At 72.4% G+C, this 22,598-nt stretch carries 22 protein-coding genes and 1 pseudogene; 10 read left to right on the forward strand and 13 right to left on the reverse strand.

What is annotated here, in order from left to right; genetic code table 11:
* Window positions 1–35 precede the first annotated feature (35 nt).
* The 5 genes from folP (at window position 36) to VM636_RS13570 (ending at window position 3,292) form a co-directional block, all read left to right on the forward strand.
* Entirely contained in the window at window positions 36–926 is an 891-nt protein-coding gene (gene folP / locus VM636_RS13550; protein ID WP_030422736.1) for a dihydropteroate synthase, read from the forward strand.
* A complete protein-coding gene (locus tag VM636_RS13555; RefSeq protein WP_030422735.1) occupies window positions 923–1,426 on the forward strand; it encodes a nuclear transport factor 2 family protein in 504 nt (167 codons plus the stop codon). Before folP ends, VM636_RS13555 begins: the two co-directional genes overlap by 4 nt.
* Before the next feature lie 319 nt (window positions 1,427–1,745).
* A complete protein-coding gene (gene folB / locus VM636_RS13560) occupies window positions 1,746–2,105 on the forward strand; it encodes a dihydroneopterin aldolase (protein WP_030422734.1) in 360 nt (119 codons plus the stop codon).
* Complete coding sequence (gene folK, locus VM636_RS13565; protein WP_030422733.1) at window positions 2,102–2,713, forward strand: 2-amino-4-hydroxy-6-hydroxymethyldihydropteridine diphosphokinase; 612 nt, start codon at window positions 2,102–2,104, stop codon at window positions 2,711–2,713. Before folB ends, folK begins: the two co-directional genes overlap by 4 nt.
* Before the next feature lie 87 nt (window positions 2,714–2,800).
* Complete coding sequence (locus tag VM636_RS13570; RefSeq protein WP_030422732.1) at window positions 2,801–3,292, forward strand: DUF3180 domain-containing protein; 492 nt, start codon at window positions 2,801–2,803, stop codon at window positions 3,290–3,292.
* 72 nt (window positions 3,293–3,364) lie between these two features.
* Here the strand turns inward: VM636_RS13570 and folE are convergent, their stop codons facing one another.
* From folE to dacB, 6 genes are all read right to left on the reverse strand, one after another.
* Complete coding sequence (folE, locus tag VM636_RS13575; RefSeq protein WP_030422731.1) at window positions 3,365–3,970, reverse strand: GTP cyclohydrolase I FolE; 606 nt, start codon at window positions 3,968–3,970, stop codon at window positions 3,365–3,367.
* Between the two features lie 107 nt (window positions 3,971–4,077).
* Window positions 4,078–6,120, reverse strand: a complete 2,043-nt coding sequence (ftsH, locus tag VM636_RS13580; protein ID WP_030422730.1) for an ATP-dependent zinc metalloprotease FtsH — start codon at window positions 6,118–6,120, stop codon at window positions 4,078–4,080.
* A 195-nt stretch (window positions 6,121–6,315) separates the two neighbouring features.
* Window positions 6,316–6,876 carry a hypoxanthine phosphoribosyltransferase gene (gene hpt / locus VM636_RS13585; protein ID WP_030422729.1) on the reverse strand — a complete coding sequence of 187 codons (561 nt, stop codon included), beginning with the start codon at window positions 6,874–6,876 and terminating at the stop codon, window positions 6,316–6,318.
* 71 nt (window positions 6,877–6,947) lie between these two features.
* Complete coding sequence (gene tilS / locus VM636_RS13590) at window positions 6,948–8,006, reverse strand: tRNA lysidine(34) synthetase TilS (RefSeq protein WP_053914522.1); 1,059 nt, start codon at window positions 8,004–8,006, stop codon at window positions 6,948–6,950.
* A 191-nt stretch (window positions 8,007–8,197) separates the two neighbouring features.
* Complete coding sequence (locus tag VM636_RS13595; protein ID WP_030422727.1) at window positions 8,198–9,325, reverse strand: zinc-dependent metalloprotease; 1,128 nt, start codon at window positions 9,323–9,325, stop codon at window positions 8,198–8,200.
* 88 nt (window positions 9,326–9,413) lie between these two features.
* Window positions 9,414–11,042 carry a D-alanyl-D-alanine carboxypeptidase/D-alanyl-D-alanine-endopeptidase gene (dacB, locus tag VM636_RS13600; RefSeq protein ID WP_338484554.1) on the reverse strand — a complete coding sequence of 543 codons (1,629 nt, stop codon included), beginning with the start codon at window positions 11,040–11,042 and terminating at the stop codon, window positions 9,414–9,416.
* 79 nt (window positions 11,043–11,121) lie between these two features.
* On the opposite strand from dacB, the gene VM636_RS13605 reads away from it, so the two are divergent.
* On the forward strand, window positions 11,122–11,613 hold the full coding sequence (locus VM636_RS13605; protein ID WP_030422725.1) for an inorganic diphosphatase: 492 nt from the start codon (window positions 11,122–11,124) through the stop codon (window positions 11,611–11,613).
* 114 nt (window positions 11,614–11,727) lie between these two features.
* Window positions 11,728–13,428: a threonine/serine exporter family protein gene (locus VM636_RS13610; protein WP_030422724.1), complete on the forward strand. Its 1,701-nt coding sequence runs from the start codon at window positions 11,728–11,730 to the stop codon at window positions 13,426–13,428.
* Window positions 13,429–13,473: 45 nt separating this feature from the next.
* Here VM636_RS13610 and VM636_RS13615 read toward each other — a convergent pair whose 3' ends face one another.
* The gene (locus tag VM636_RS13615; RefSeq protein ID WP_053914524.1) at window positions 13,474–14,502 is read right to left on the reverse strand and encodes a VTT domain-containing protein; all 1,029 of its coding nucleotides are present in this window, start codon (window positions 14,500–14,502) and stop codon (window positions 13,474–13,476) included.
* Window positions 14,503–14,639: 137 nt separating this feature from the next.
* Here VM636_RS13615 and VM636_RS13620 point away from each other — a divergent pair, with 137 nt between their 5' ends.
* Entirely contained in the window at window positions 14,640–15,014 is a 375-nt protein-coding gene (locus VM636_RS13620) for a YbjQ family protein (RefSeq protein ID WP_030422722.1), read from the forward strand.
* A gap of 106 nt (window positions 15,015–15,120) precedes the next feature.
* Here VM636_RS13620 and VM636_RS13625 read toward each other — a convergent pair whose 3' ends face one another.
* Entirely contained in the window at window positions 15,121–15,882 is a 762-nt protein-coding gene (locus VM636_RS13625) for a MerR family transcriptional regulator (RefSeq protein ID WP_030422721.1), read from the reverse strand.
* A gap of 119 nt (window positions 15,883–16,001) precedes the next feature.
* Between VM636_RS13625 and VM636_RS13630 the strand changes: the two genes are divergently transcribed.
* Window positions 16,002–17,420, forward strand: a complete 1,419-nt coding sequence (locus tag VM636_RS13630; RefSeq protein WP_030422720.1) for a glutamate decarboxylase — start codon at window positions 16,002–16,004, stop codon at window positions 17,418–17,420.
* 287 nt (window positions 17,421–17,707) lie between these two features.
* On the opposite strand, the pseudogene VM636_RS13635 reads toward VM636_RS13630, so the two are convergent.
* The 4 genes and pseudogenes from VM636_RS13635 to VM636_RS13650 form a co-directional block, all read right to left on the reverse strand.
* A pseudogene (locus VM636_RS13635) lies at window positions 17,708–17,825 on the reverse strand (PadR family transcriptional regulator); the annotation flags it as partial.
* 8 nt (window positions 17,826–17,833) lie between these two features.
* The gene (locus VM636_RS13640; protein ID WP_053914526.1) at window positions 17,834–18,379 is read right to left on the reverse strand and encodes a DinB family protein; all 546 of its coding nucleotides are present in this window, start codon (window positions 18,377–18,379) and stop codon (window positions 17,834–17,836) included.
* A gap of 118 nt (window positions 18,380–18,497) precedes the next feature.
* The gene (locus tag VM636_RS13645; protein ID WP_338484560.1) at window positions 18,498–19,958 is read right to left on the reverse strand and encodes an aldehyde dehydrogenase family protein; all 1,461 of its coding nucleotides are present in this window, start codon (window positions 19,956–19,958) and stop codon (window positions 18,498–18,500) included.
* Window positions 19,959–20,057: 99 nt separating this feature from the next.
* A complete protein-coding gene (locus tag VM636_RS13650) occupies window positions 20,058–20,882 on the reverse strand; it encodes a helix-turn-helix transcriptional regulator (RefSeq protein WP_051821545.1) in 825 nt (274 codons plus the stop codon).
* Between the two features lie 407 nt (window positions 20,883–21,289).
* On the opposite strand from VM636_RS13650, the gene VM636_RS13655 reads away from it, so the two are divergent.
* Window positions 21,290–21,769: an ATP-binding protein gene (locus VM636_RS13655; protein WP_037859573.1), complete on the forward strand. Its 480-nt coding sequence runs from the start codon at window positions 21,290–21,292 to the stop codon at window positions 21,767–21,769.
* Between the two features lie 37 nt (window positions 21,770–21,806).
* Here the strand turns inward: VM636_RS13655 and VM636_RS13660 are convergent, their stop codons facing one another.
* Complete coding sequence (locus tag VM636_RS13660; protein ID WP_030422715.1) at window positions 21,807–22,076, reverse strand: DUF397 domain-containing protein; 270 nt, start codon at window positions 22,074–22,076, stop codon at window positions 21,807–21,809.
* Between the last annotated feature and the right edge of the window lie 522 nt (window positions 22,077–22,598).

The following is a 22,598-nucleotide window of genomic DNA, read 5'->3' on the forward strand; positions in this document are numbered from 1 at the left end:
CGAAGAGGGGACCCGGCGGGGCATACGCTGAACATATGAGCAAGCAGACCGGCCGCCTCCCCCTGGCGGGACTGACCGCATGGGACCGCTGCGCGGTGATGGGCGTCGTCAACGTGACGCCCGACTCCTTCTCCGACGGCGGCCGCTTCTTCGAGGCGACCACCGCCGTCAAACACGGCCTCGACCTGATCGCCCAGGGCGCCGACCTGATCGACGTCGGCGGCGAGTCCACCCGTCCCGGCGCGAGCCGCGTCGACGAGGACGAGGAGCTGCGGCGGGTCGTCCCCGTCGTGCGCGGACTGGTCGCCGAGGGCGCCACGGTCTCCGTCGACACCATGCGCGCCTCCGTCGCCGAGCAGGCCCTCGCGGCCGGCGCCGCCCTCGTCAACGACGTCAGCGGCGGACTCGCGGACCCGCGGATGGTCCCGGTCGTCGCCGCCGCCGGCGCCCCCTTCGTCGTCATGCACTGGCGGGGCCTGCTGGCGGGCGACGCCATCCGGGGCGCGTACGAGGACGTCGTCGCCGAGGTCGTCGACGAACTGCGGGCCCGGGTGGACGCCGTGGTCGCGGGCGGCGTCGCCCCCGAGCGCGTCGTCGTCGACCCGGGGCTCGGCTTCTCCAAGGACTCCGAACACGATCTGATCCTGCTGGCCCACCTGGACGAACTGCTGGCCCTCGGCCACCCGCTGCTGGTCGCCGCCTCCCGCAAGCGCTTCCTCGGCCGGGTCCTCGCCGGCGACGGCGCCGCTCCCCCGCCCGCCCGCGAACGCGACGCGGCCACCGCGGCCGTCTCGGCGCTCGCGGCGGAGGCCGGGGCGTGGGCGGTACGCGTCCACGAGGTCCGCGCGACGGCCGACGCGGTGCGGGTCGCGCGCGCCGTCGAGGGCGCCCGCGCGCCGGGCCGGGGACCGGAGGGGGCCGGGTGAGCGCGCCGCACCTCGACGTCGAACAGGTCGAGGCCGCCAACACCGCCTTCTACGAGGCCGTGGAGCAGGGCGACTTCGACCGGGTCTCCGACCTCTGGCTCAGCCCGTCCGACCTGGGCGTCGACGAGACGTACCACGATCCGGCGGACGCCGGTGTGATCTCCTGCGTGCACCCCGGCTGGCCGGTGCTGACCGGCCGCGGCGAGGTGCTCCGGTCGTACGCGCTGATCATGGCGAACACCGACTACATCCAGTTCTTCCTGACCGACGTGCACGTCTCCCTGACCGGCGACACGGCCCTGGTGACCTGTACGGAGAACATCCTCAGCGGTGGCCCCGCCCCGGCGGACGGCGGATCGCCCGGCCCCCTCGTCGGACAGCTCGTGGTGGCCACCAACACCTTCCGCCGCACCCCGGCCGGGTGGAAACTCTGGTCGCACCACGCCTCGCCGGTGCTCGCGGAGAGCGACGACGAGGAGGACGACGACACCACGTCCTGAACAGGACGGCACCGCTCCCTGAACGGACGGAGCGAAGGCGGACGTAAGGGGCCGAAGGCGGAGACCCCGGGCGTCACACGGGTCACTCCGGCCCCGTCAGGCGGTTGGAACCACGGACCGGCGGGTAGGGACGGCTACCAGCCCGTGAGCCGCCGGGGCCACCGGGGAGAACGCCCGGTGAAATCCCCCCGGCCCCGCCCCCTCCGGTGCCCCCGAGGCCCGGCGCTGTCGGCCCCCGCGGGTAGATTCGACCAGGGCCGCCGCACCGCCGCACACGGTACGGACCGGTCCGAGACCGACGACTGCAGGAGTGATTCGCGTGGATCGTGTCGCGCTGCGCGGCCTGAGGGCCCGCGGGCACCACGGTGTGTTCCCCAAGGAGCGCGAGCAGGGCCAGACCTTCCTCGTGGACATCGTCCTGAGCCTGGACACCCGCCCCGCCGCGGCCGACGACGACCTGGCGAAGACCGTGCACTACGGCATCGTGGCCGAGGAGGTGGTGGCCGTCGTCTCGGGCGAGCCGGTCAACCTCGTCGAGACGCTCGCCGAACGCATCGCCCAGGTCTGCCTGAAGCACGAAGCGGTCGAGGAGGTCGAGGTCTGCGTCCACAAGCCCGACGCGCCGATCACGGTCCCCTTCGACGACGTGACCGTCACCATCACCCGGAGCCGTGTATGAACGCCCCCTTCGCCAAAGGTCCCAGCGACCCGACCGTACAGCCCGTGCCGGCCTCCGTCGTGGAGAAGGTGGACGCCGCGGACTCGACGCTCTCCAACCCCAAGCGCGCGGTGATCGCCCTCGGCGCCAACCTGGGCAACCGCCTGGAGACCCTCCAGGGCGCCGTCGACGCGCTGGAGGACACCCCGGGCGTCCGCGTCAAAGGGGTCTCGCCGGTCTACGAGACGGAGCCGTGGGGCGTCGAGCCCGGCAGCCAGCCGTCGTACTTCAACGCCGTCGTCGTGCTGAAGACCACCCTGCCCCCGTCCTCGCTGCTGGAGCGGGCGCACGCCATCGAGGAGGCGTTCCGCCGGGTCCGCGACGAGCGCTGGGGCCCGCGCACCCTCGACGTCGACATCGTCTCCTACGCCGACGTGGTCTCCGACGACCCGCTGCTGACCCTGCCTCACCCGCGCGCCCACGAACGGGCCTTCGTCCTCGCGCCCTGGCACGACGTGGACCCCGAGGCGCAGCTTCCCGGACACGGTCCGGTGGCCGGCCTCCTGGACTCCCTCACGCGCGCGGGCGTCGAGCCCCGGACCGACCTGGAACTCCACCTGCCCGAGTAGTCGTTAAGGTCGACACGAGCGAAAACCGCGACCGGCCGCCGGGCGACCGGGGCCGCGGACGGACGTCCGGGGGACCGAAGGGGCACCGTGAAAGAGCTGCGCATCAGGACACTGGCCGGCGTGTTCGTCGTCGTCGGGGTCCTGTCCTGGGCGGGCGCCCGCCTGTGGAACTCGCTGGGGTCGCTCCCCGGCGTCCCGCTGGCCGCTCCGGTCGCCCTCGCCGCCATCGCGGCCGTCGTGCTCGCCACCGCGCTCTCCCTGCGCTCGCGGCTGAGGGCCCAGCGGGACCGGGTGCCCGGCGCCAAGGGCGTCGACCCGCTGATGGCGGCCCGCGCGGTCGTCTTCGGCCAGGCCAGCGCACTGGTGGCCGCCCTCGTCGCCGGCATGTACGGCGGGACCTGCGTCTTCCTGCTGGAGTTCCTGGACATCCCGGCCCGCCGCGACCAGGCCGTCTACGCCGGTCTCTCGGTCGTGGCGGGCGTCGGCGTGATAGCCGCCGCGCTCTTCCTGGAGCGGGTCTGCAAGCTCCCGGAGGACGAGGACGACGACCACCACCCGGGAGCCGCCTCGGCCGCCTGAGCAGCCGTCCGCCGGGGCACCTCCCGGCACCCCGGCGGACCGGCGGCTTCCTCCGGCGCGGGCCGGCCCGGCTCAGCGGGCCATGATCAGGCTCATCGCCTCGTTGCGCGTGGCGGGGTCGCGGAGCTGGCCGCGCACCGCCGAGGTGAGGGTCTTCGCGCCCGGCTTGCGGATGCCGCGCATGGACATGCACATGTGCTCGCACTCCACCACCACGATCACGCCGCGCGGCTCCAGGATCTCCATGAGGGAGTCGGCGACCTGCGTGGTGAGTCGTTCCTGCACCTGCGGACGGCGGGCGTAGACGTCGACGAGACGGGCCAGCTTCGACAGTCCCGTGATCTTCCCGGTGGCGGACGGGATGTAGCCGACGTGGGCCACACCGCGGAACGGCACCAGGTGGTGCTCGCAGGTGCTGAAGACCTCGATGTCCTTCACGAGCACCATCTCGTCGTGCCCGAGGTCGAAGGTGGTCGTCAGCACGTCCTCCGGCTGCTGCCAGAGCCCCGCGAATATCTCCTTGTACGCCCGCGCCATCCGCGCCGGCGTCTCCCTCAGGCCCTCCCGGTCCGGGTCCTCACCGACCGCGATGAGCAGCTCGCGCACGGCGTTCTCCGCGCGCTTCTCGTCGAACTCGCCGATCGGGCCCTCGCCGTCCAGCGTCACGGGGTCGGTCATGTGGTGCCTCGTTCCTGTCTGTCTAGCCTGCGGGCATACGGGAAAGCCGCGTCCCCCAGGCTAGAACCTGGGGGACGCGGCGGGCATTCCGGGCCCGGTCGGGCGGGTCAGCCCTCCGGACGATCCTCGGTGGCGTCCTCCTGCCCCGGGACGGAGTCCGCCGGGGGGCTCTTGACCGTGGAGACCGTGGCACCCGCGCCGTTCGCCCCGTTGGTCAGCGCCAGCTCCTTCGGGGAGAGCACCGGCGGGCGGGTCGACGGCGTGCGCCGCGAGGAGCCCGTCCAGGCGGGCCGCGGCGGCCGCTTGACGATGGTGGAGAAGATCTCGGCGATCTGCTCCTTGCCCAGCGTCTCCTTCTCCAGCAGGGCGAGGACCAGGTTGTCGAGGACGTCGCGGTTCTCGACGAGGATCTCCCACGCCTCGTTGTGCGCCGTCTCGATGAGCGTCTTGACCTCTTCGTCGACGAGCGCCGCGACCTCTTCCGAGTAGTCGCGCTGGTGAGCCATCTCACGTCCGAGGAAGGGCTCCGTGTTGTCCCCGCCGAACTTGATGGCGCCCAGCCGCTCCGTCATGCCGTACTGCGTGACCATCGCGCGGGCCAGACCGGTGGCCTTCTCGATGTCGTTCGCCGCGCCGGTGGTCGGGTCGTGGAAGACCAGCTCCTCCGCGGCCCGGCCGCCCAGCATGTAGGCGAGCTGGTCGAGCATCTCGTTGCGCGTGGTCGAGTACTTGTCCTCGTCCGGGAGCACCATCGTGTACCCGAGGGCCCGGCCGCGCGACAGGATGGTGATCTTGTGCACGGGGTCGGAGTTCGGTGAGGCCGCCGCGACCAGGGCGTGTCCGCCCTCGTGGTACGCGGTGATCTTCTTCTCCTTGTCCGACATGATCCGGGTCCGCTTCTGCGGTCCGGCCACCACGCGGTCGATCGCCTCGTCCAGCATGTGGTTGTCGATGAGCTTCTGGTCGCTGCGGGCGGTCAGCAGCGCCGCCTCGTTCAGCACGTTGGCCAGGTCGGCGCCGGTCATGCCGGGCGTGCGGCGGGCGACGGCCGACAGGTCGACGTCCGGGGCGACCGGCTTGCCCTTCTGGTGGACCTTGAGGATCTCCAGACGGCCCTGCATGTCCGGGCGGTCGACGGCGATCTGCCGGTCGAAGCGGCCGGGGCGCAGCAGCGCCGGGTCGAGGATGTCGGGGCGGTTGGTGGCCGCGATGAGGATCACGCCGCCCTTGACGTCGAACCCGTCCATCTCGACGAGGAGCTGGTTGAGCGTCTGCTCGCGCTCGTCGTGACCGCCGCCGAGGCCGGCGCCGCGGTGGCGTCCGACGGCGTCGATCTCGTCGACGAAGACGATGGCCGGGGCGTTGGCCTTGGCCTGCTCGAACAGGTCGCGGACCCGGGAGGCACCGACACCGACGAACATCTCGACGAAGTCGGAACCGGAGATCGAGTAGAACGGCACGCCCGCCTCGCCCGCGACGGCGCGCGCGAGCAGGGTCTTGCCGGTGCCGGGCGGGCCGTAGAGCAGGACGCCCTTGGGGATCTTGGCGCCGACCGCCTGGAACTTGGCCGGCTCCTGCAGGAACTCCTTGATCTCGTGGAGCTCCTCGACGGCCTCCTCCGAACCGGCGACGTCGGAGAACGTCGTCTTCGGGGTGTCCTTGGTGATGAGCTTGGCCTTGGACTTGCCGAAGTTCATGACCCGGGAGCCGCCGCCCTGCATCTGATTCATCAGGAACAGGAAGACGATCACGATGAGGATGAGCGGGAACAGGAAGGAGAGCAGGACGCCGACGAACGGGTTCTGCTTGGACGGCGACACCGTGTAGCCGTCGGGGATCTGCTTGTCCTGGTACTTGGCCTGCAGCGTATTGGCGATGGTGACGCCCTGGTCACCGATGTAGCTCGCCTGGACCTTGGAGCTGCCCTTGAGCTTCTCCCCGTCCTTGAGGTGGATCTTGATGGTCTGTTCGTCGCCGGTGGTCAGCTTCGCCGACTCGACCCGGTTGTCATTGATCGCCTGGACCACCTGGCCGGTGTCCACCGTCTTGTAGCCGCCGGACGAGCCGACGACCTGCATCAACACGACCACGGCGAGGACGGCCAGCACGATCCACATGACCGGCCCACGGAAGTATCGCTTCACGTCCATCCATACGGAGCGGATTCCGCCCCGTCCCTCCTGCCATAGTGAGTTTGATAAGACAGTTCTTCTGACGGTACCCCAGCTTGGTGGCCCGAAGCCGCACAGGACGGCCGGCATCCCCGTCTGCATGCTCCAACGGTGCGAGGCCCCCGCGGGTTCCCGCTCGCGCCCCGCGCGTCCCGTGAATACACCGCGGGCGCGTCAGCCGCCGTACACGTGGGGCGCGAGCGTACCGACGAACGGGAGGTTGCGGTACTTCTCGGCGTAGTCGAGGCCGTAGCCCACGACGAATTCGTTGGGGATGTCGAAGCCGACCCATTCCACCGCGATGGCGACCTTCGCCGCGTCGGGCTTGCGCAGCAGCGTGCACACCTTGAGGGAGGCGGGCTCGCGCGAGCCGAGGTTGGAGATCAGCCAGGACAGGGTCAGCCCGGAGTCGATGATGTCCTCGACGACCAGGACGTGCCTGCCCTTGATGTCGGTGTCGAGGTCCTTGAGGATGCGCACCACACCGGAGGACTGGGTGCCCGCGCCGTACGAGGACACGGCCATCCAGTCCATCGTGACGGGGGTGGACAGCGCTCGGGCGAGGTCGGCCATGACCATCACGGCGCCCTTGAGCACGCCGACGATGAGCAGGTCCTTGCCCTCGTACTCCGCGTCGATCTTCGCGGCCAGCTCGGCCAGCTTCGCGTCGATCTCTTCCTTGGTGAGGAGCACCTTCTCGAGGTCGGCACCCATGTCTTTCGCGTCCACCCGCATCACTTTCGGTCGTCCCACCGGCCGTCCGGCCACCCCGGGGCCCGGAACACGGGTCGGTGGGGGAGCCGGAATCAGCCTTGCCGAATCACCAGTCTGCCACCCTGCCGCTGGGCGACGACCCGGCCGGGCAGGTTGATGGCCCCCTGACCGCGCCAACCGGTGATCAGCCGGTCGATCTCCTCGATGTGGCGGGCGAACAGCGCACCGGCCGGAGCGCCCGCCTCGATGGCGACCCGGCGCAGGATGCGGCGGCGGACGGCGGGCGGGAGGGCGTAGAGCTTGGCGCACTCCAGCCGGCCGCCGGCGTCGCGGACACCGGTCTCGGCCTGGCGGGCCCAGGTGTCGAGGGCGTCGGCGTCGTCGCGGGAGAGCTGGGCGGTGCGGGCGAGGGCCTCGACGACGCCCTTGCCGAGTGCCTTCTCCAGGGCCGGCAGTCCCTCGTGGCGCAGCCGGGAGCGGGTGTAGGCGGGATCGCAGTTGTGGGGGTCGTCCCAGACGGGGAGGGACTGGACCAGGCAGGCCTTGCGGGCGGTCTGCCGGTCGAGCTGGAGGAAGGGGCGCCGGTAGCGGCCGTCGGCCCCCGAGACCGCGGCCATGCCGGACAGCGAGCGGATGCCGGAGCCGCGGGCGAGGCCGAGGAGCACGGTCTCGGCCTGGTCGTCGCGGGTGTGGCCGAGCAGGACGGCGGCGGCCCCGTGGCGGGCGGCGGCGGCGTCGAGGGCGGCGTAGCGCGCGTCCCGGGCGGCGGCCTCGGGTCCGCCGGCGCGGCCGACGGTCACGGCGGCGGACTCGACGGGGTCCAGGCCGAGGGCGCGCAGGCGCAGGACGACTTCCTCGGCGCGCAGGTCGGAGCCGCTCTGGAGGCCGTGGTCGATGGTGATGCCGCCGGCCCGGACACCGAGCCGGGGCGCCTCGAAGGCGAGGGCGGAGGCGAGTGCCATGGAGTCGGCACCGCCGGAGCAGGCGACGAGCACGAGCGGCGACGGCGGGCGCGCGTGCGGGTGCTCGGCGGCGAGGGCGGCCGGTTCGGCGGTGTCGCCGCCGGCGCCGAGGGGGTGGTCGGTGAGGATGTCGTGGAGGACGCGGCGGACCGCCAGGCGTATCGCCGCGACCGCAGGATGGGGACCCATGTCCGGTGCCCTTCGGGAAGTGTTTCGGGGGGTGACCCCCATTCGGTCACGCAGAGTGTGTAAATGGTGACAGAAACGGGGCGTTCCCCGAGCATCGCACGCCTGCCGAAGCCCCACGGTCCCTCGGACGGGTGATTGGGGGGACGTGCGTCTGCCGTCGGCTGGATCCGTGTGCCACGCTCCCGGGCGTGTCACGGCTCCGGGGTGCGGTGGACACGGGCGATCCAGTCGGCGGGGGCGGAGATCTCCGCTTTGGTGGGCAGCGTGTTCGGCGAGGTCCACACCCGGTTGAAACCGTCCATGCCGACCTCCTCGACGACCGCCCGCACGAAGCGCTCGCCGTCGCGGTACTGGCGGAGTTTGGCGTCCAGTCCGAGCAGTTTGCGCAGGGCCTGGTCGAGGCGGGAGGCGCCCTTGGCGCGGCGCTGCTGGAACTTCTCGCGGATCTCCGCCACGGTCGGCACGACGTCGGGTCCGACGCCGTCCATCACGAAGTCGGCGTGGCCCTCCAGGAGGGACATCACGGCGGTGATCCGGCCGAGGATCTCGCGCTGGGCGGGGGTCTGCACCAGTTCGACGAGGGACCGGCCGCCGTCCTCGTCCTCCCCCTCGGGCCGGCCGCCGGCGAGGGACTGCACGGCCTCCCGGACGCGTTCGAGGACGGTCATGGGATCGACGTCCGTCTGCGCCAGGAACGACTGGATTTCGCCCTCCAGGTGGTCCCGGAGCCAGGGCACGGCGGTGAACTGGGTGCGGTGCGTCTCCTCGTGCAGGCAGACCCACAGGCGGAAGTCGTGCGGCTCGACGTCGAGTTCGCGTTCGACGTGCACGATGTTGGGCGCGACCAGCAGCAGCCGCCCGCCGCCGTCGGCCCCGCCGGGCAGATCGCGGCCGGGGGGCGCGAAGGTCTCGTACTGGCCGAGCACGCGGGAGGACAGGAACGACAGCAGCATGCCCAGCTCGACGCCGGTGACCTTGCCGCCGACGGCGCCGATGACCGCGCCGCCGGGGGTGCCGCCGCGCCGCTCCTCCATCTTGTCGAGCAGCGGCCGCAGGATCTCCCGGAACCCGGCGACGTTGGCGCGGACCCAGCCCGGCCGGTCGACGACGAGCACGGGGGTGTCGTGGGCCTCGTCGGTGGCCAGCCGGGTGAAGCCCCGGACGTGCCCCTCCGCGGCCTTGGCGTGGCGGCGGAGCTCCGCGACGACGGCCCGTGCCTCGTCGCGGCTCACCTCGGGACCGGGCCGTACGAGCCGGGTCGCCGTCGCCACCGCGAGATTCCAGTCGACCATGCCGGAGGATGCGCCGATGCTCGTCATGGTTCAACGGTACGTGAGCCCCGCCGCCCGGGTCAGTCCGCGAACGGTGCCCGGGGCTCCCGGCCCGCGGCGCCGCCGGCCGGCCCGCTCAGCCGCAGGAGCAGGCCGTCAGCGAGGTCGCCGCCCGGTCGAGGGCGTTCTGGGCCGCGTGGGCGTCCGACGTGCCGGAGGCGAGGAAGGCGAACGCGAGGAGGCGGCCGTCGGCGTCGACCACCGTCCCGGCGAGGGTGTTGACGCCGGTCAGGGTGCCGGTCTTGGCGCGGACGAGGCCGGAGGCGTCGTCGCCGGCGCCGTAGCGGCCGGTCAGGGTGCCGGTGAAGCCGGCCACCGGGAGGCCGGTGAGGACCGGCCGCAGCTCGGGCCGGGCCGGGTCGGCGGCCTCGGCGAGCAGCGCGGTCAGCAGGTCGGCGGTGACCCGGTCGCGCCGGTCCAGCCCGCTGCCGTCCCGGAACACGGTGCCGTCGAGCGGCAGGCCGAGCCGCCGGAGCCGGGCGGTGAGGGCGGCGGAGACGCCGCGGAAGTCGGCGGACTTGCCGCCGGCCAGGGCGGTGTGGCGGGCCAGGGCCTCGGCGAGGTCGTTGTCGCTCTCGGTCAGCATCCGCTCGACCAGCGCGGAGACCGGCGGCGAGGAGACGGTGGCCAGCGTGGTGGCCCGGCCGGTGGCCTTGGAGGGGCCGGGGGCGGTGGTAGTGACGCCGTGCCCGGCCAGCATGCCGGCGAAGCGCCGGGCGGCCTCGGCGGCGGGGTCCGCCGCGCGGGGCGCCGGTCCGCTGGAGGAGTCGTCGGTGCGTGCCTCGTCCGTCATCAGGGCGGTGACGAGGGCGATGTTGTCGTTGACCCCGATCGGGTGCATTTCGGCGACCGGGTAGAGGGTCGTGTCGTAGGAGAGCGTGACCGAGCGGGTGCCGCGCTTCTTCAGGGCGGCCGCGGTGTCGGCGGCGAGGACGCGCAGGCTGGCGAGGCCGCGGGCGTCCTCGCGGGCGGTGAGGGTCGGGTCGCCGCCGCCGACCAGCACGAGTTCGCCGGTGCCGGGCTCCAGCGCGGTCCGGGTGGTGAGGCGGTGGTCGGGTCCGAGCGCGCTCAGCGCGGCCACCGCGGTGGCGATCTTGGTGGTGGAGGCGGGGGTCAGCGCCTCGCCGGAGTTCCGCCCGTACAGCCGCCGCCCGTTCGTGAGGTCGAGGACGGCCGCCGCGTGCTCGGCGCCGAGCGCCGGGCCGGAGAGCAGCGGGCCGAGGGAGTCGGAGAGGGCCGGGGTGCCCGGGGCCGCCTGGACCGTGCCGTTGCCGGTCAGGCCGCCGAGCCCGGTGAGGACGGCCGCGGCGCTGGGCGCGGGCCGCGGCGAGCCCGGCGCCGTGCCGGAGCCGCCCGCCGCGCCGCCGTGATCTGCGCCACCCGTGCGGGACCCGGCGACGGCACGCTCCCGCTCGGCCGTACGCTGACCCGTGGAGTCCCAGGGCCCGGCGGCGGTCACCACACCGGCGGCGAGCGCCAGTCCGGCCGTGGCGGCACCGGCGGAGTACTGCCAGCTCTTCGTCATGCCCGTCGGCCGGGTGAACCGGACGAGCCGGGGGACCGTGTTCCGGACCGGCCGTGCGATCCGCGGCCAGGCCGCGCGCACGGCGCCCGTGGCGCGGGCGAGGCGCGGACGTACGGCGTCCGCGGCCCGCACCACGTGCGGTCTCGCGGCCCGCCAAGGCTTCAGCTCTGGCACGAACACCAGCCCCTTTCGCGATCACACACCGGCGTGAGGGACACTTAACCACCAGAACTATGTGCTGATCATGGAGGAGCCACCGGTGGAGTTCGACGTCACGATCGAGATCCCGAAGGGTTCGCGGAACAAGTACGAGGTGGACCACGAGACGGGTCGGATCCGCCTGGACCGTCGACTCTTCACCTCGACCGCCTACCCGACCGACTACGGATTCGTCGAGAACACCCTCGGCGAGGACGGCGACCCGCTCGACGCGCTGGTCATCCTGGACGAGCCCACGTTCCCGGGCTGCCTGATCCGCTGCCGCGCGATCGGCATGTTCCGGATGACCGACGAGGCCGGCGGCGACGACAAGCTGCTGTGCGTCCCGTCGACGGACCCCCGGGTGGAGCACCTGCGCGACATCCACCACGTCTCCGAGTTCGACCGCCTGGAGATCCAGCACTTCTTCGAGGTCTACAAGGACCTGGAGCCCGGCAAGTCGGTCGAGGGCGCCAACTGGGTCGGCCGCACGGACGCCGAGGCCGAGATCGAGCGGTCCTACAAGCGTTTCGAGGAGCAGGGCGGTCACTGAGCCACGCTCCCGCAGGGTGACGGGTCGCACGCCTCGGCGTGCGGCCCGTTCCGCGTTTGGTGCGCATACTGAGGGCAACAGGAGGGTGTGTTCGTACCAGGGAGCGCTACGCAAGTGACGGATGCGGAGGACCGCAAGCCGCAGTCGGATGAGGCCCGCAGTGGTTTCCGGCCGCCGGCCGGGGTCGCGGCGCCGGCCGAGAACGAGGCGTCGACGACGTCCGAGTTCGAGATCCCCGAGGGCCTGGCCGTCGCCCGGCCGGCCGGGGCGGAGGCCGAGACGACCTCGGAGTTCTCCCTGCCGGAAGGGCTGGACGTGCCGCCGGCGCCCCCGGAGGCGGAGGGCTCGGCGTTCTCCGCGCCGAGCACCTACAGCGCCTGGAACGCCCCGCCGGCCTTCACCCCGGCGGGCGGCATACCGGCCCTGACCGGGGACGTGCCCTGGCAGGACCGGATGCGGGCGATGCTGCGCATGCCGGTGGCCGAGCGGCCCGCGCCGGAGACGGTCCAGCGGCACGACGAGACCGGGCCCGCGGTCCCCCGTGTGCTCGACCTCACGCTGCGCATCGGCGAGCTGCTGCTCGCGGGCGGCGAGGGCGCCGAGGACGTGGAGGCCGCCATGTTCGCGGTCTGCCGCTCCTACGGCCTGGACCGCTGCGAGCCGAACGTCACCTTCACCCTGCTGTCGATCTCGCACCAGCCGTCGCTGGTGGACGACCCGGTGACGGCCTCGCGGACGGTGCGCCGCCGGGGCACCGACTACACGCGGCTCGCGGCCGTGTTCCAGCTCGTCGACGACCTCAGCGACCCCGAGGCGCAGATCTCCCTGGAGGAGGCGTACCGGCGGCTCGCGGAGATCCGCCGCAACCGGCACCCGTACCCCGGGTGGGTGCTGACGGCGGCGACCGGTCTGCTGGCGGGCGCGGCCTCGCTGCTGGTCGGCGGTGACCTGATCGTGTTCTTCGCCGCGCTGGTCGGCGCGATGCTGGGCGACCGGCTCGCCTGGCTGTGCGCGGGGCGCGGGCTGCCGGAGTTCTACCAGTTCTCGGTGGCCGCGATGCCGCCGGCCGCGCTCGGCGTCGCGCTGAACCTGGCGCACGTCGACGCGAAGGCGTCCGCGGTGATCACCGGTGGGCTCTTCGCGCTGCTGCCCGGACGGGCACTGGTGGCGGGGGTGCAGGACGGTCTGACCGGCTTCTACATCACCGCGTCGGCACGGCTGCTGGAGGTCATGTACTTCTTCGTCAGCATCGTCGCCGGGGTGCTGGTGGTGCTGTACTTCGGGGTCCAGGTGGGCGCCAAGCTCAACCCGGACGTCGCCCTCGGCACGGGTGAGCAGCCGGCGGTGCAGATCCTCGCCGCGATGATGCTGTCGCTGGCCTTCGCGGTCCTGCTCCAGCAGGAGCGGGGCACGGTGCTGGCGGTGACCCTCAACGGGGGTGTCGCCTGGTGCGTGTACGGGGCGATGCACGTGGTGGGCGACATCTCGCCGGTGGCGTCGACGGCCGCCGCGGCGGGGCTGGTGGGGCTCTTCGGGCAGCTCATGTCCCGGTACCGGTTCGCCTCGGCGCTGCCCTACACGACGGCGGCGATCGGGCCGCTGCTGCCCGGTTCGGCGACGTACTTCGGTCTGCTGGCGATCGCGCAGAACGAGGTGGACCGGGGGCTGGTGTCGCTGTCGAAGGCGGTGGCGCTGGCCCTGGCCATCGCCATCGGGGTGAACCTCGGCGGGGAGATCTCCCGGCTCTTCCTGCGGCTGCCGGGGGCCGCGAGCGCCGCCGGGCGCCGGGCGGCGAAGCGGACCCGCGGCTTCTGAGGGGCGGCGTCCCGGGGTCCGGTTGCCACCGCCCCCTCGGATAGGTCAGTAGCGCTGGTCGTAGGGCTGCTGGCGGGGGTCGGGCCGGTTGCCGTACTGCTGCCCGCCGTAGCCGGCCTGGTCGCCGTGGCCGGGCTGGCCACCGTAGCCGGGCTGACCGCCGTGGCCGGGCTGGCCGCCGTGGCCCGGTGCGGCGTAGCCGTTCCCGGTGCCGCCGTATCCGCCGTTCCCGTAGCCGTTTCCGCCGCCGTGGCCGGGGTCGCCGTAGCCGCCCTGGCCGCCGTACCCCTGGCCGCCGTACGGCTGCTGGTGCTGGGGCTGGTGCTGGGGCTGGTGCTGGTGCTGCGGCTGGGGACGCTGGGGGGCGTCCACGCGGCGGAGCTGCGTCGTCGCGTCGTCCATCACCGGGTACTGCGGGGCCTGCGGCCCGGCGGCGGGCTCCTCGGCGGCGGCGCGCTTCTTCTTCGCGCGCTCGCGCAGGAACTCCACGATGATCGGCACGACCGAGAGCACGACGATCAGGACGAGGATCGCCTCGACGTTGGCCCGGATGAAATCGATCTGACCGAGCCAGTAACCGGCGAGGGTGACGCCCGAGCCCCAGGCGATGCCGCCGATGATGTTGTACGTGAAGAACGTGTGGTACTTCATCCGCCCGGCGCCCGCCACGATGGGCGCGAAGGTGCGGACGATGGGCACGAAGCGGGCCAGGACGATCGCCTTGGGACCGTACTTCTCCATGAACTCGTGGGCCTTCTCCAGGTTCTCCTTTTTGAAGAGCTTGGAGTTGGGACGGTTGAAGAGCTTCGGGCCGAAGAACTTGCCGATCATGTAACCGACTTGGTCACCCAGGACGGCGGCGATCACGATCAGCGTGCACACCAGCCACAGCGGCTGGCTGATGTACTGCCCCTGGGCGACGAACAGGCCCGCCGTGAACAGCAGGGAGTCGCCGGGCAGGAACGCGAAGAGTCCGGACTCGGCGAAGACGATCAGCAGGATGCCGGCCAGGCTGAAGGTCTCGATCAGATAGTCAGGGCTCAGCCACTCTGGGCCGAGCGCAAGCGTGGTCACGGGATTGTGGCTCCTGCACTGGGGGGCGGGCGGGGGCGGGCTGCCCCAACGTATCAACGCAGCCTCATGGTCCCAGGTTCCACCGGGAGGGGACGCCCGGCGTGCGCTGTGGGTCCGTCCGGGGAAGGCTGGGAACCATGGGCATCGAAGAATACGGCGGCGGGCAGGGCCCCGCTCCCGAGGTCCTGGTCGTGACCACCAACGACCTGCCGGGCCATCGCGTGCGGGAAGTGCTGGGAGAGGTCTTCGGGCTGACGGTGCGCTCCCGGCACCTGGGGAGCCAGATCGGCGCCGGGCTGAAGTCACTGGTCGGCGGTGAGCTGCGCGGGCTCACCAAGACACTGGTCGAGACGCGCAACCAGGCGATGGAGCGGCTCGTCGAGCAGGCACGCGCGCGGGGCGCCAACGCCGTGCTGGCGTTCCGCTTCGACGTGACCGAGGCGGCGGACGTGGGCACCGAGGTGTGCGCCTACGGGACCGCCGTCGTGGTCGAGCGGGAGCCCGTCGGGTGACCGCCGCCGGAAGGCGCCAGGCGGCGGTCACCGGTGTGGGGGCCGCCGCCGGCGGCTGCGCCACGGCGCCGGTCGGCCACCCCGGGGCGGCCGGCCGGAGCTCCCGTCACGTGCGGTCACGGGCCGCGTTGGCGTGGATGGCCGCGCGCAGGTGCTCGGCGACGCCCGCGCCCAGGGCGTCGTAGTACGCCGTGAAGCGCTCGTCGGCCACGTACATGTCGCCGAGGCAGGTGTGCATCTCGTACGAGCACGGGTAATACCACCGGCCGATGTGCCGGCGGTGCTCCTCGGCCAGGTCCATGGCGCGCTCCCCGGCCGCCGGCTCGCCCGCGGCCACAAGGGCCGCGTACCGCCCGTTCCAGTCGTCCACCTGGGCCTGGGCGCGCTTCCAGTCCTCCTTGGTGTAGCGGGCCGTGCGCCGCCGCGACTCGGCGTACGCCTCGGTGCCGCCCCAGCGTTCCTCCGCCTCGTCGGCGTACCGTCCGGGGTCCTGGTCCCCGAACACCTCGAAGCGTTCCTCCGGTGTGAGATCGATGCCCATCTTGCGTGCCTCCAAGGCGCGTTCCACGGCCGCCGCCATCTTCCGGAGCTGCTCGATCCGGGCGGTGAGCAGGTCGTGCCTGCGGCGCAGGTGCACCCGCGGGTCCACGTCCGGATCGTCGAGCAGGGCGGCGACCTCGTCGAGCGGGAAGCCCAGCTCCCGGTAGAACAGGATCTGCTGGAGCCGGTCGAGGTCGGCGTCGCCGTACCGCCGGTGCCCGGCGTGGCTGCGCTCGCTCGGCACGAGCAGACCGATGGCGTCGTAGTGGTGCAGGGTGCGCACCGTCACGGCGGCGAAGCCGGCGACCTGTCCCACGGAGTAGTGCACTTCCGCTCCCTTTCCTGTCCGACGTCCCCAGGCTGGGGCCTCACGCGGCGTGAGGTGCAAGTCCACCGGAGCGCCCGCGCGACATGCGGGTCCGGCACGTCCGGCCTACGGTCGATGACATGCCACTGCACACCGGGCCGCTGCCGCGGCGGGACGACCACGGCGACCGGCGCCTGTCCGTGAACCCCTTCTTCGGCGAGGCCGACCCCGTCGGGGGCATGACGCAGGCACCGCCCGTCCATCGTCTGCCCGACGCGCCCATGCCGCCCGCCACCGCCTACCAGCTCGTCCACGACGAGCTGATGCTCGACGGGAACGCCCGGCTGAACCTGGCCACCTTCGTCACCACCTGGATGGAGCCGCAGGCCCGGGTGCTGATGGGTGAGTGCCGCGACAAGAACATGATCGACAAGGACGAGTACCCGCGCACCGCCGAGCTGGAGCGGCGCTGCGTGGCGATGCTCGCCGACCTGTGGAACGCTCCCGACCCGTCGGCGGCGGTGGGCTGCTCCACCACCGGGTCGAGCGAGGCGTGCATGCTCGCCGGGATGGCGCTCAAACGGCGCTGGACGCGGCGCAACGCCGACCGCTACCCCGGGGTCCGGCCCAACCTCGTCATGGGCGTGAACGTGCAGGTGTGCTGGGAGAAGTTCTGCAACTTCTGGGAGGTGGAGGCGCGGCAGGTGCCGATGGAGGGCGAGCGCTTCCACCTCGACCCCGAGGCCGCCGCGGCACTGTGCGACGAGAACACCATCGGTGTCGTCGGCATCCTCGGCTCCACCTTCGACGGCTCCTACGAGCCGATCGCCGACCTCTGCGCGGCCCTGGACGCCCTCCAGGAGCGGACCGGGCTGGACGTCCCGGTGCATGTCGACGGGGCCTCGGGCGCCATGGTCGCGCCGTTCCTCGACGAGGACCTGGTGTGGGACTTCCGGCTGCCGCGGGTCGCCTCGGTCAACACCTCCGGGCACAAGTACGGGCTGGTCTACCCGGGCGTCGGCTGGGCGCTGTGGCGCGACGCGGACGCCCTCCCCGAGGAACTGGTCTTCCGCGTGAACTACCTGGGCGGCGACATGCCGACCTTCGCGCTGAACTTCTCCCGGCCCGGCGCCCAGGTGGTCGCGCAGTACTACTCCTTCCTGCGGCTGGGCCGCGAGGGCTACCGGGCCGTGCAGCAGACCGCGCGGGACGTCGCGATGAAGATCTCCGGCCGGGTCGCGGAGATCGGCGACTTCCGGCTGCTCACCCGGGGCGACCAGTTGCCGGTCTTCGCCTTCACCACCGCCGGCCACGTGACGGCGTACGACGTCTTCGACGTCTCGCGGCGGCTGCGGGAGGGCGGCTGGGTGGTCCCCGCGTACACCCTGCCGCCGCACCGGGAGGACCTGTCCGTGCTGCGGGTGGTGTGCCGCAACGGCTTCTCCGAGGACCTCGCCGACCTCCTGGTGGACGACCTGGAACGGCTCCTGCCCGACCTCCGCCGCCAGCCGCACCCCCTGACCCGGGACAAGGGGGCGGCGACGGGGTTCCACCACTAGGGTCCTTCGTCGGCGAAAGACCTTGGCGGGTCGCGGGCGTACGGCTCGGCGGCCGAGCCGGGCGAAGCGGCGCACCGCCGGCGGGAAGGGCACCGCGAGCAGCACCGACGGCCTCCGGACGGCGCCCCGGACGTGCCCGGCCTCCCCGCCGGCCCGCCGGCCCGCCGGCCAGGTCGCGTACCGCGGCGGCCGGGTGGGACTCCGGGTTCCGGTGGACCGGGGTGCCCGGCCGGACCGGGACCCGCACCGCCCGCACCCTCTCCGGCCGGCCCGCCACCAGCGCGGGGTGGCGTGGCGTGGGACCACTCGCGCGCCCCGGTACTCCGGGTCGTCGCACACCTGGTGGCCGTGGGCCCGCCCGTGCCGGCGCGCCGCGCCGAGCACGAGGAGACGCATCGCCGGCACGGGGTCCGTCAGGACCGGGCCTCCTGTTCCCGGGCCACCAGGTCCCAGGCGGAGGCGCCGTCGAGCGATTCGCGGATGATGTCCGCGTGGCCGGCGTGCCGGGCCGTCTCGCGGATCAGGTGCAGGCAGAGCCAGCGGACGGAGACCCGGTCGTCCGGCGGGAACCAGGGTGCCTTCGGCAGCGGGAAGGTGTCGTCGAGGCTGGGCACGCCGCGGACGTACGCCTCCGTGCCGGCGGCCACCTCCTCCCAGTACGCGAGCTGCGAGGCGACCGTCTCGTCGCCGATCAGGCGGAAACAGTCGCTCCAGTCGGACTGGTCCCGGTCGACCGCGGGCGGCTCCTGCCGGGCGCGGGCGATCCAGCTCTGCTCGACCTCGGCCAGGTGCTTGATCAGTCCGGCGAGCGACAGCTCACTGGCGCTCGGCCGCGACCTCGCCTGCTCCTCCGTGAGGCCGAGCACGGACCGCCGGACCGCGTCCCGCTGCTCCGCCAGGAAGGACAGGAGGGCCCCTCGCTCGTCGCCCTGCGCTTCGGCTCGCACGTGCGCGACCATGACCGTCCGCCTTTCGTCGGGCCCGCTCCGAGAGCGGGGCTTGCCTGCTGACACCGACGACGTTAGGGGCCCATGCGGTCATTCCCTGTCCGCACGGGCCCGGGGAAGCGCCGAAGTCTCAGAAGGGGAAGCCGCTGCGCCCGTGCTGCACCGAGATCCACTTCTGGGTGGTGAACGCGTCCAGCATGGCGTCGCCGTTGAGCCGGCCGACGCCGGAGTGCTTCTCCCCGCCGAAGGGCACGATCGGCTCGTCGTGCACGGTGCCGTCGTTCACGTGGAACATGCCGGCGTCGATCCGCTTGGCGAAGGCCACCCCGCGCTCGACGTCCGCCGTGTGCACGGCACCGCTCAGCCCGTACGGGGTGTCGTTGACCAGGCGGACGGCCTCCTCCTCGCCGTCGAAGGGGACGAGGAAGGCGACCGGGCCGAAGACCTCCTGGCGCAGCAGCGCCGAATCGGCCGGGAGGCCGGTGAGTACCGAGGGCTCGACGAGGTTGTCCGTGGTCGTGCCGCGCACCACCGCCGTCGCCCCCTCGGCGAGGGCCTGCTCGACGACGCAGGCCAGGGCGTCCGCCTGCGAGGAGTTGATCACCGGGCCGATCACGGTCTCCGGGTCGCGCGGGTCGCCGGTCTTGAGGGAGCGCACCTTGGCGGCGAACTTCTCGGTGAACTCGTCGGCGACCGCCCGGTCGACCAGGACGCGGTTGGCGGCCATGCAGACCTGGCCCTGGTGGACGTAGCGGCTGAAGACCGCGGCGTCGACCGCGTAGTCGACGTCGGCGTCGTCGAGGACCACCAGGGCGCTGTTGCCGCCCAGTTCGAGGACGGAGCGCTTGAAGAGGGAGGCGCAGACGGTGGCGACGTGGCGGCCGACCTTGTCGGAGCCGGTGAAGGAGATCACCTTCGGCACGGGGTGCTCCAGGAAGGCGTCGCCGATCTCCGCGATGTCGGTGACGACCACGTTGAGCAGGCCGCCCGGCAGGCCGGCGTCCTCGAAGATCTTGGCGATCAGGGTGCCGCCGACCACGGGCGTGTTCTGGTGCGGCTTGAGGACGACGCCGTTGCCGAGCGCGAGGGCGGGGGCGACCGACTTCAGCGAGAGGAGGAAGGGGAAGTTGAAGGGGCTGATCACGCCGACGACGCCGACGGGCACCCGGTAGACGCGGTTCTCCTTGCCGTCGACCGGCGAGGGGATGATCCGGCCCTCGGGACGCAGGGCGAGGTGCACGGCCTCGCGCAGGAACTCCTTGGCGAGGTGCAGTTCGAAGGCGGCCTTCAGCCGCGTGCCGCCGAGTTCCGCCGCGATGGCCTCGGTGATCTCCGGCTCCCGCTCCTCCACCAGGCGCAGGGCCTTCTCGAACACGGCACGGCGGGCGTAGGGGTTGGTCTCGGCCCACCGCTTCTGGGCGCGTTCGGCCGCGCGGTACGCCTCGTCGACCTCCTCGACGGTGGCTATCGTGATCGAGGCGAGCTTCTCGTTGTCGTACGGGTTGAAGTCGATGATGTCCCAGGAACCGTTCCCCGGGCGCCACGTGCCGTCGATGTACTGCTGGGCCAGGTCGGTGAAGCAGGACGTCATGTGATCCCTCAATCCCCTGCCGCCGAGGCAGACGGAGCCGATCGGTCAGTCGGCCCCACGGTCCGGTCGTATCTGATCGGACGTCATCCTAGTGACGGCTCAGGCGAGTTGGAGGAGTCCGCGCAGAAGGTCGCGGCTCTCCGCGGGCGAGGGGCTGTCCTTCTGGAGCTCCCGGATCGCCGTCTCGTACTGGGCCACGTCCTCGCGCTTGTCCAGGTAGAGGGCGCTGGTGAGCTGCTCCAGGTAGACGACGTCGGAGAGGTCGGACTCGGGGAAGCTGAGGATGGTGAAGGCGCCGCTCTCCCCGGAGTGGCCGCCGAAGCCGAACGGCATGACCTGCAACCGGACATGGGGCCGCTCGGACATGTCGATCAGGTGCTGGAGCTGCCCGCGCATCACGTCCCGGCCCCCGTAGGGGCGGCGCAGCGCGGCCTCGTCGAGGACGATGTGGAACTCGGGCGCGGCCTCGTCCACCAGGTGTTTCTGCCGTTCCAGGCGCAGCGCCACGCGGCGCTCCACGTCGGCCTCGTCGGCGTCCCGCATGCCGCGCGAGACCACGGCACGGGCGTACTCCTCGGTCTGCAGCAGTCCGTGGACGAACTGCACCTCGTACACCCGGATCAGGGAGGCGGCGCCCTCCAGTCCCACGTAGGTGGGGAACCAGTTCGGCAGCACGTCGGAGTAACTGTGCCACCAGCCCGCGACGTTGGCCTCCCGGGCCAGGGACAGCAGGGAGGCGCGCTCCTGTTCGTCCGTGATCCCGTAGAGGGTCAGCAGGTCCTCGACGTCCCGCGTCTTGAAGCTCACCCGGCCCAGTTCCATCCGGCTGATCTTCGACTCGGAGGCGCGGATCGAGTACCCCGCGGCCTCGCGGGTGATCCCCCGCGCCTCCCGCAGCCGCCTGAGTTGTGATCCGAGCAGCATGCGCCGCACCACCGATCCGGGCTCTCCCACGCTCACCTTCGCCAGCCTCCCCAACCGTCTCCAGGGCCGAAGTCTGCCACTAAAACACTTCGAGCTGTACTCGTCCGGTTACGGAAACGGAATCAAGCCACCGGGCTCCGGCGGCCCCGTGACGGCCGGGACGGGCGGGCGCGAAGTGACGGGGAGGGAGGCGAGGTGAGGCGGGGTGAAGCGGGGGCGGGGGCGCACGAAGATGATGGAAAATTTGACCAACAAGCGGTACGGGCAGGCCCAATTCGGTCACGTGCACGTGCATCTGCCCTTGCATCTGCGGAACGCATCCGAAACCATGGTCCCGCACCACCGCGCCGCATCGCTACGACCGCGAATTACCGGGAGTGCCTCGCATGGGGACGAATGGATCGACCATGCTCGAGCCGTTACGGCAGGGCCTTCCGCCACTGGACCCCGCGGCCGTGTCGAGCGCCGCCTCCTGCGCCCTGCCGCCTCGTTACGAGGCGGTGCGCGAGGCCCGCCGCTTCACCCGCCGGACGCTGGACGCCTGGGAGATCGGCGACCGTTTCGACGACGTGTGCCTGGTGGTCTCCGAACTCGTCACCAACGCCCTGCGGCACGCCCTGCCGGCCGACACCCCGCGCCAGGCCGAACACGACGGCCCGGTACGGCTGCACCTGATGCGCTGGACGGGCCGCCTGGTGTGCGCGGTGCGCGACCCGAGCCACGACGGCCCGGTCGCCCGCGAGAGCGACGACTTCTCGGCGGAGTCCGGCCGCGGCCTCTTCCTCGTCGACTCCTTCAGCGACGGCTGGGGCTGGCACCCGCTCGCGGGCACCCTCGACGGCAAGGTGGTCTGGGCGCTGTTCCGGCTCTGCCCGATGACACCCTGACGGGGGACGGCGGGGCGCGCGGGGTCCCCCGAAGGGGTCAGCTCGCCACCAGGTGGTCGAACTCGCCGTCCTTCACCCCGAGCAGCATGGCCTCGATCTCGGCCCGGGTGTAGACGAGCGCGGGGCCGTCCGGGAAGCGGGAGTTGCGCACCGCGACGCCCCCGTCCGGCAACCGCGCGAACTCCACGCAGGAACCCTGCGAGTTGCTGTGCCGGCTCTTCTGCCACACCACGTCGGACAGCCGTGTGGCGGCCATGCCGTTGTACACGGCGGACGCGTCCTCAGCGTCGTACACGTCGTGGTCCACAGGCGCTCCCCGGGGTGCACTGGCTGGTATGGCCATTGATGCAACGGTCAACTGATCCGGATCATAACTCTGTTCACGTGCAAATGCTTGAGCATATGCACGTGCACGTGGGGTGTTCCTGCGGTTACAGCTTCCGGCCGTCACGGTCCGGTCCGTCTCCGCGCCGGGAGCCTTGTCCTCTGGGACGCCCATGCCGGGGAACCCGTTCCCGCGTCTTCCCGCGGATTCGCCGAACATGCCCGTCCGCCGGGGCGCGGGCGGGCCGGCGAGCGGCACCCCCGGCGGGGGTCGGCGAGCGGTTCCGCGTGCGGGGCCCGGCAGAAGGCCCGGCGGCGCCTCGCCGTCGGCCGGCTCCTCCGGTCCGGAGGGCGGTCGGACGGCCGCGCCGCCGCCCTGACGGTCACCGGCGGCCGGGTACGCTCCCCGCCACGGGTGGCACGATGTGCGGCGGGCCCGTGGGCGAGGACTCGGCGTCCGCACGTTCCGCCTCCCCTGCGCCACCGGCGTGGGACGACCGGACCT

Source organism: Streptomyces sp. SCSIO 75703 (assembly GCF_036607905.1).
Classification (GTDB): Bacteria; Actinomycetota; Actinomycetes; order Streptomycetales; family Streptomycetaceae; genus Streptomyces.

Bases quoted from the DNA above. Each gene is read 5' to 3' on its own strand.
- folP (WP_030422736.1), top strand. From the start codon at position 36: ATGAGCAAGCAGACCGGCCGCCTCCCCCTGGCGGGACTGACCGCATGG.
- folK (WP_030422733.1), top strand. From the start codon at position 2,102: ATGAACGCCCCCTTCGCCAAAGGTCCCAGCGACCCGACCGTACAGCCC.
- folE (WP_030422731.1), bottom strand. From the start codon at position 3,970: ATGACCGACCCCGTGACGCTGGACGGCGAGGGCCCGATCGGCGAGTTC.
- ftsH (WP_030422730.1), bottom strand. From the start codon at position 6,120: ATGGACGTGAAGCGATACTTCCGTGGGCCGGTCATGTGGATCGTGCTG.
- hpt (WP_030422729.1), bottom strand. From the start codon at position 6,876: ATGCGGGTGGACGCGAAAGACATGGGTGCCGACCTCGAGAAGGTGCTC.
- tilS (WP_053914522.1), bottom strand. From the start codon at position 8,006: ATGGGTCCCCATCCTGCGGTCGCGGCGATACGCCTGGCGGTCCGCCGC.
- VM636_RS13595 (WP_030422727.1), bottom strand. From the start codon at position 9,325: ATGACGAGCATCGGCGCATCCTCCGGCATGGTCGACTGGAATCTCGCG.
- VM636_RS13620 (WP_030422722.1), top strand. From the start codon at position 14,640: ATGGGCATCGAAGAATACGGCGGCGGGCAGGGCCCCGCTCCCGAGGTC.
- VM636_RS13630 (WP_030422720.1), top strand. From the start codon at position 16,002: ATGCCACTGCACACCGGGCCGCTGCCGCGGCGGGACGACCACGGCGAC.
- VM636_RS13640 (WP_053914526.1), bottom strand. From the start codon at position 18,379: ATGGTCGCGCACGTGCGAGCCGAAGCGCAGGGCGACGAGCGAGGGGCC.
- VM636_RS13645 (WP_338484560.1), bottom strand. From the start codon at position 19,958: ATGACGTCCTGCTTCACCGACCTGGCCCAGCAGTACATCGACGGCACG.
- VM636_RS13650 (WP_051821545.1), bottom strand. From the start codon at position 20,882: ATGCTGCTCGGATCACAACTCAGGCGGCTGCGGGAGGCGCGGGGGATC.
- VM636_RS13655 (WP_037859573.1), top strand. From the start codon at position 21,290: ATGCTCGAGCCGTTACGGCAGGGCCTTCCGCCACTGGACCCCGCGGCC.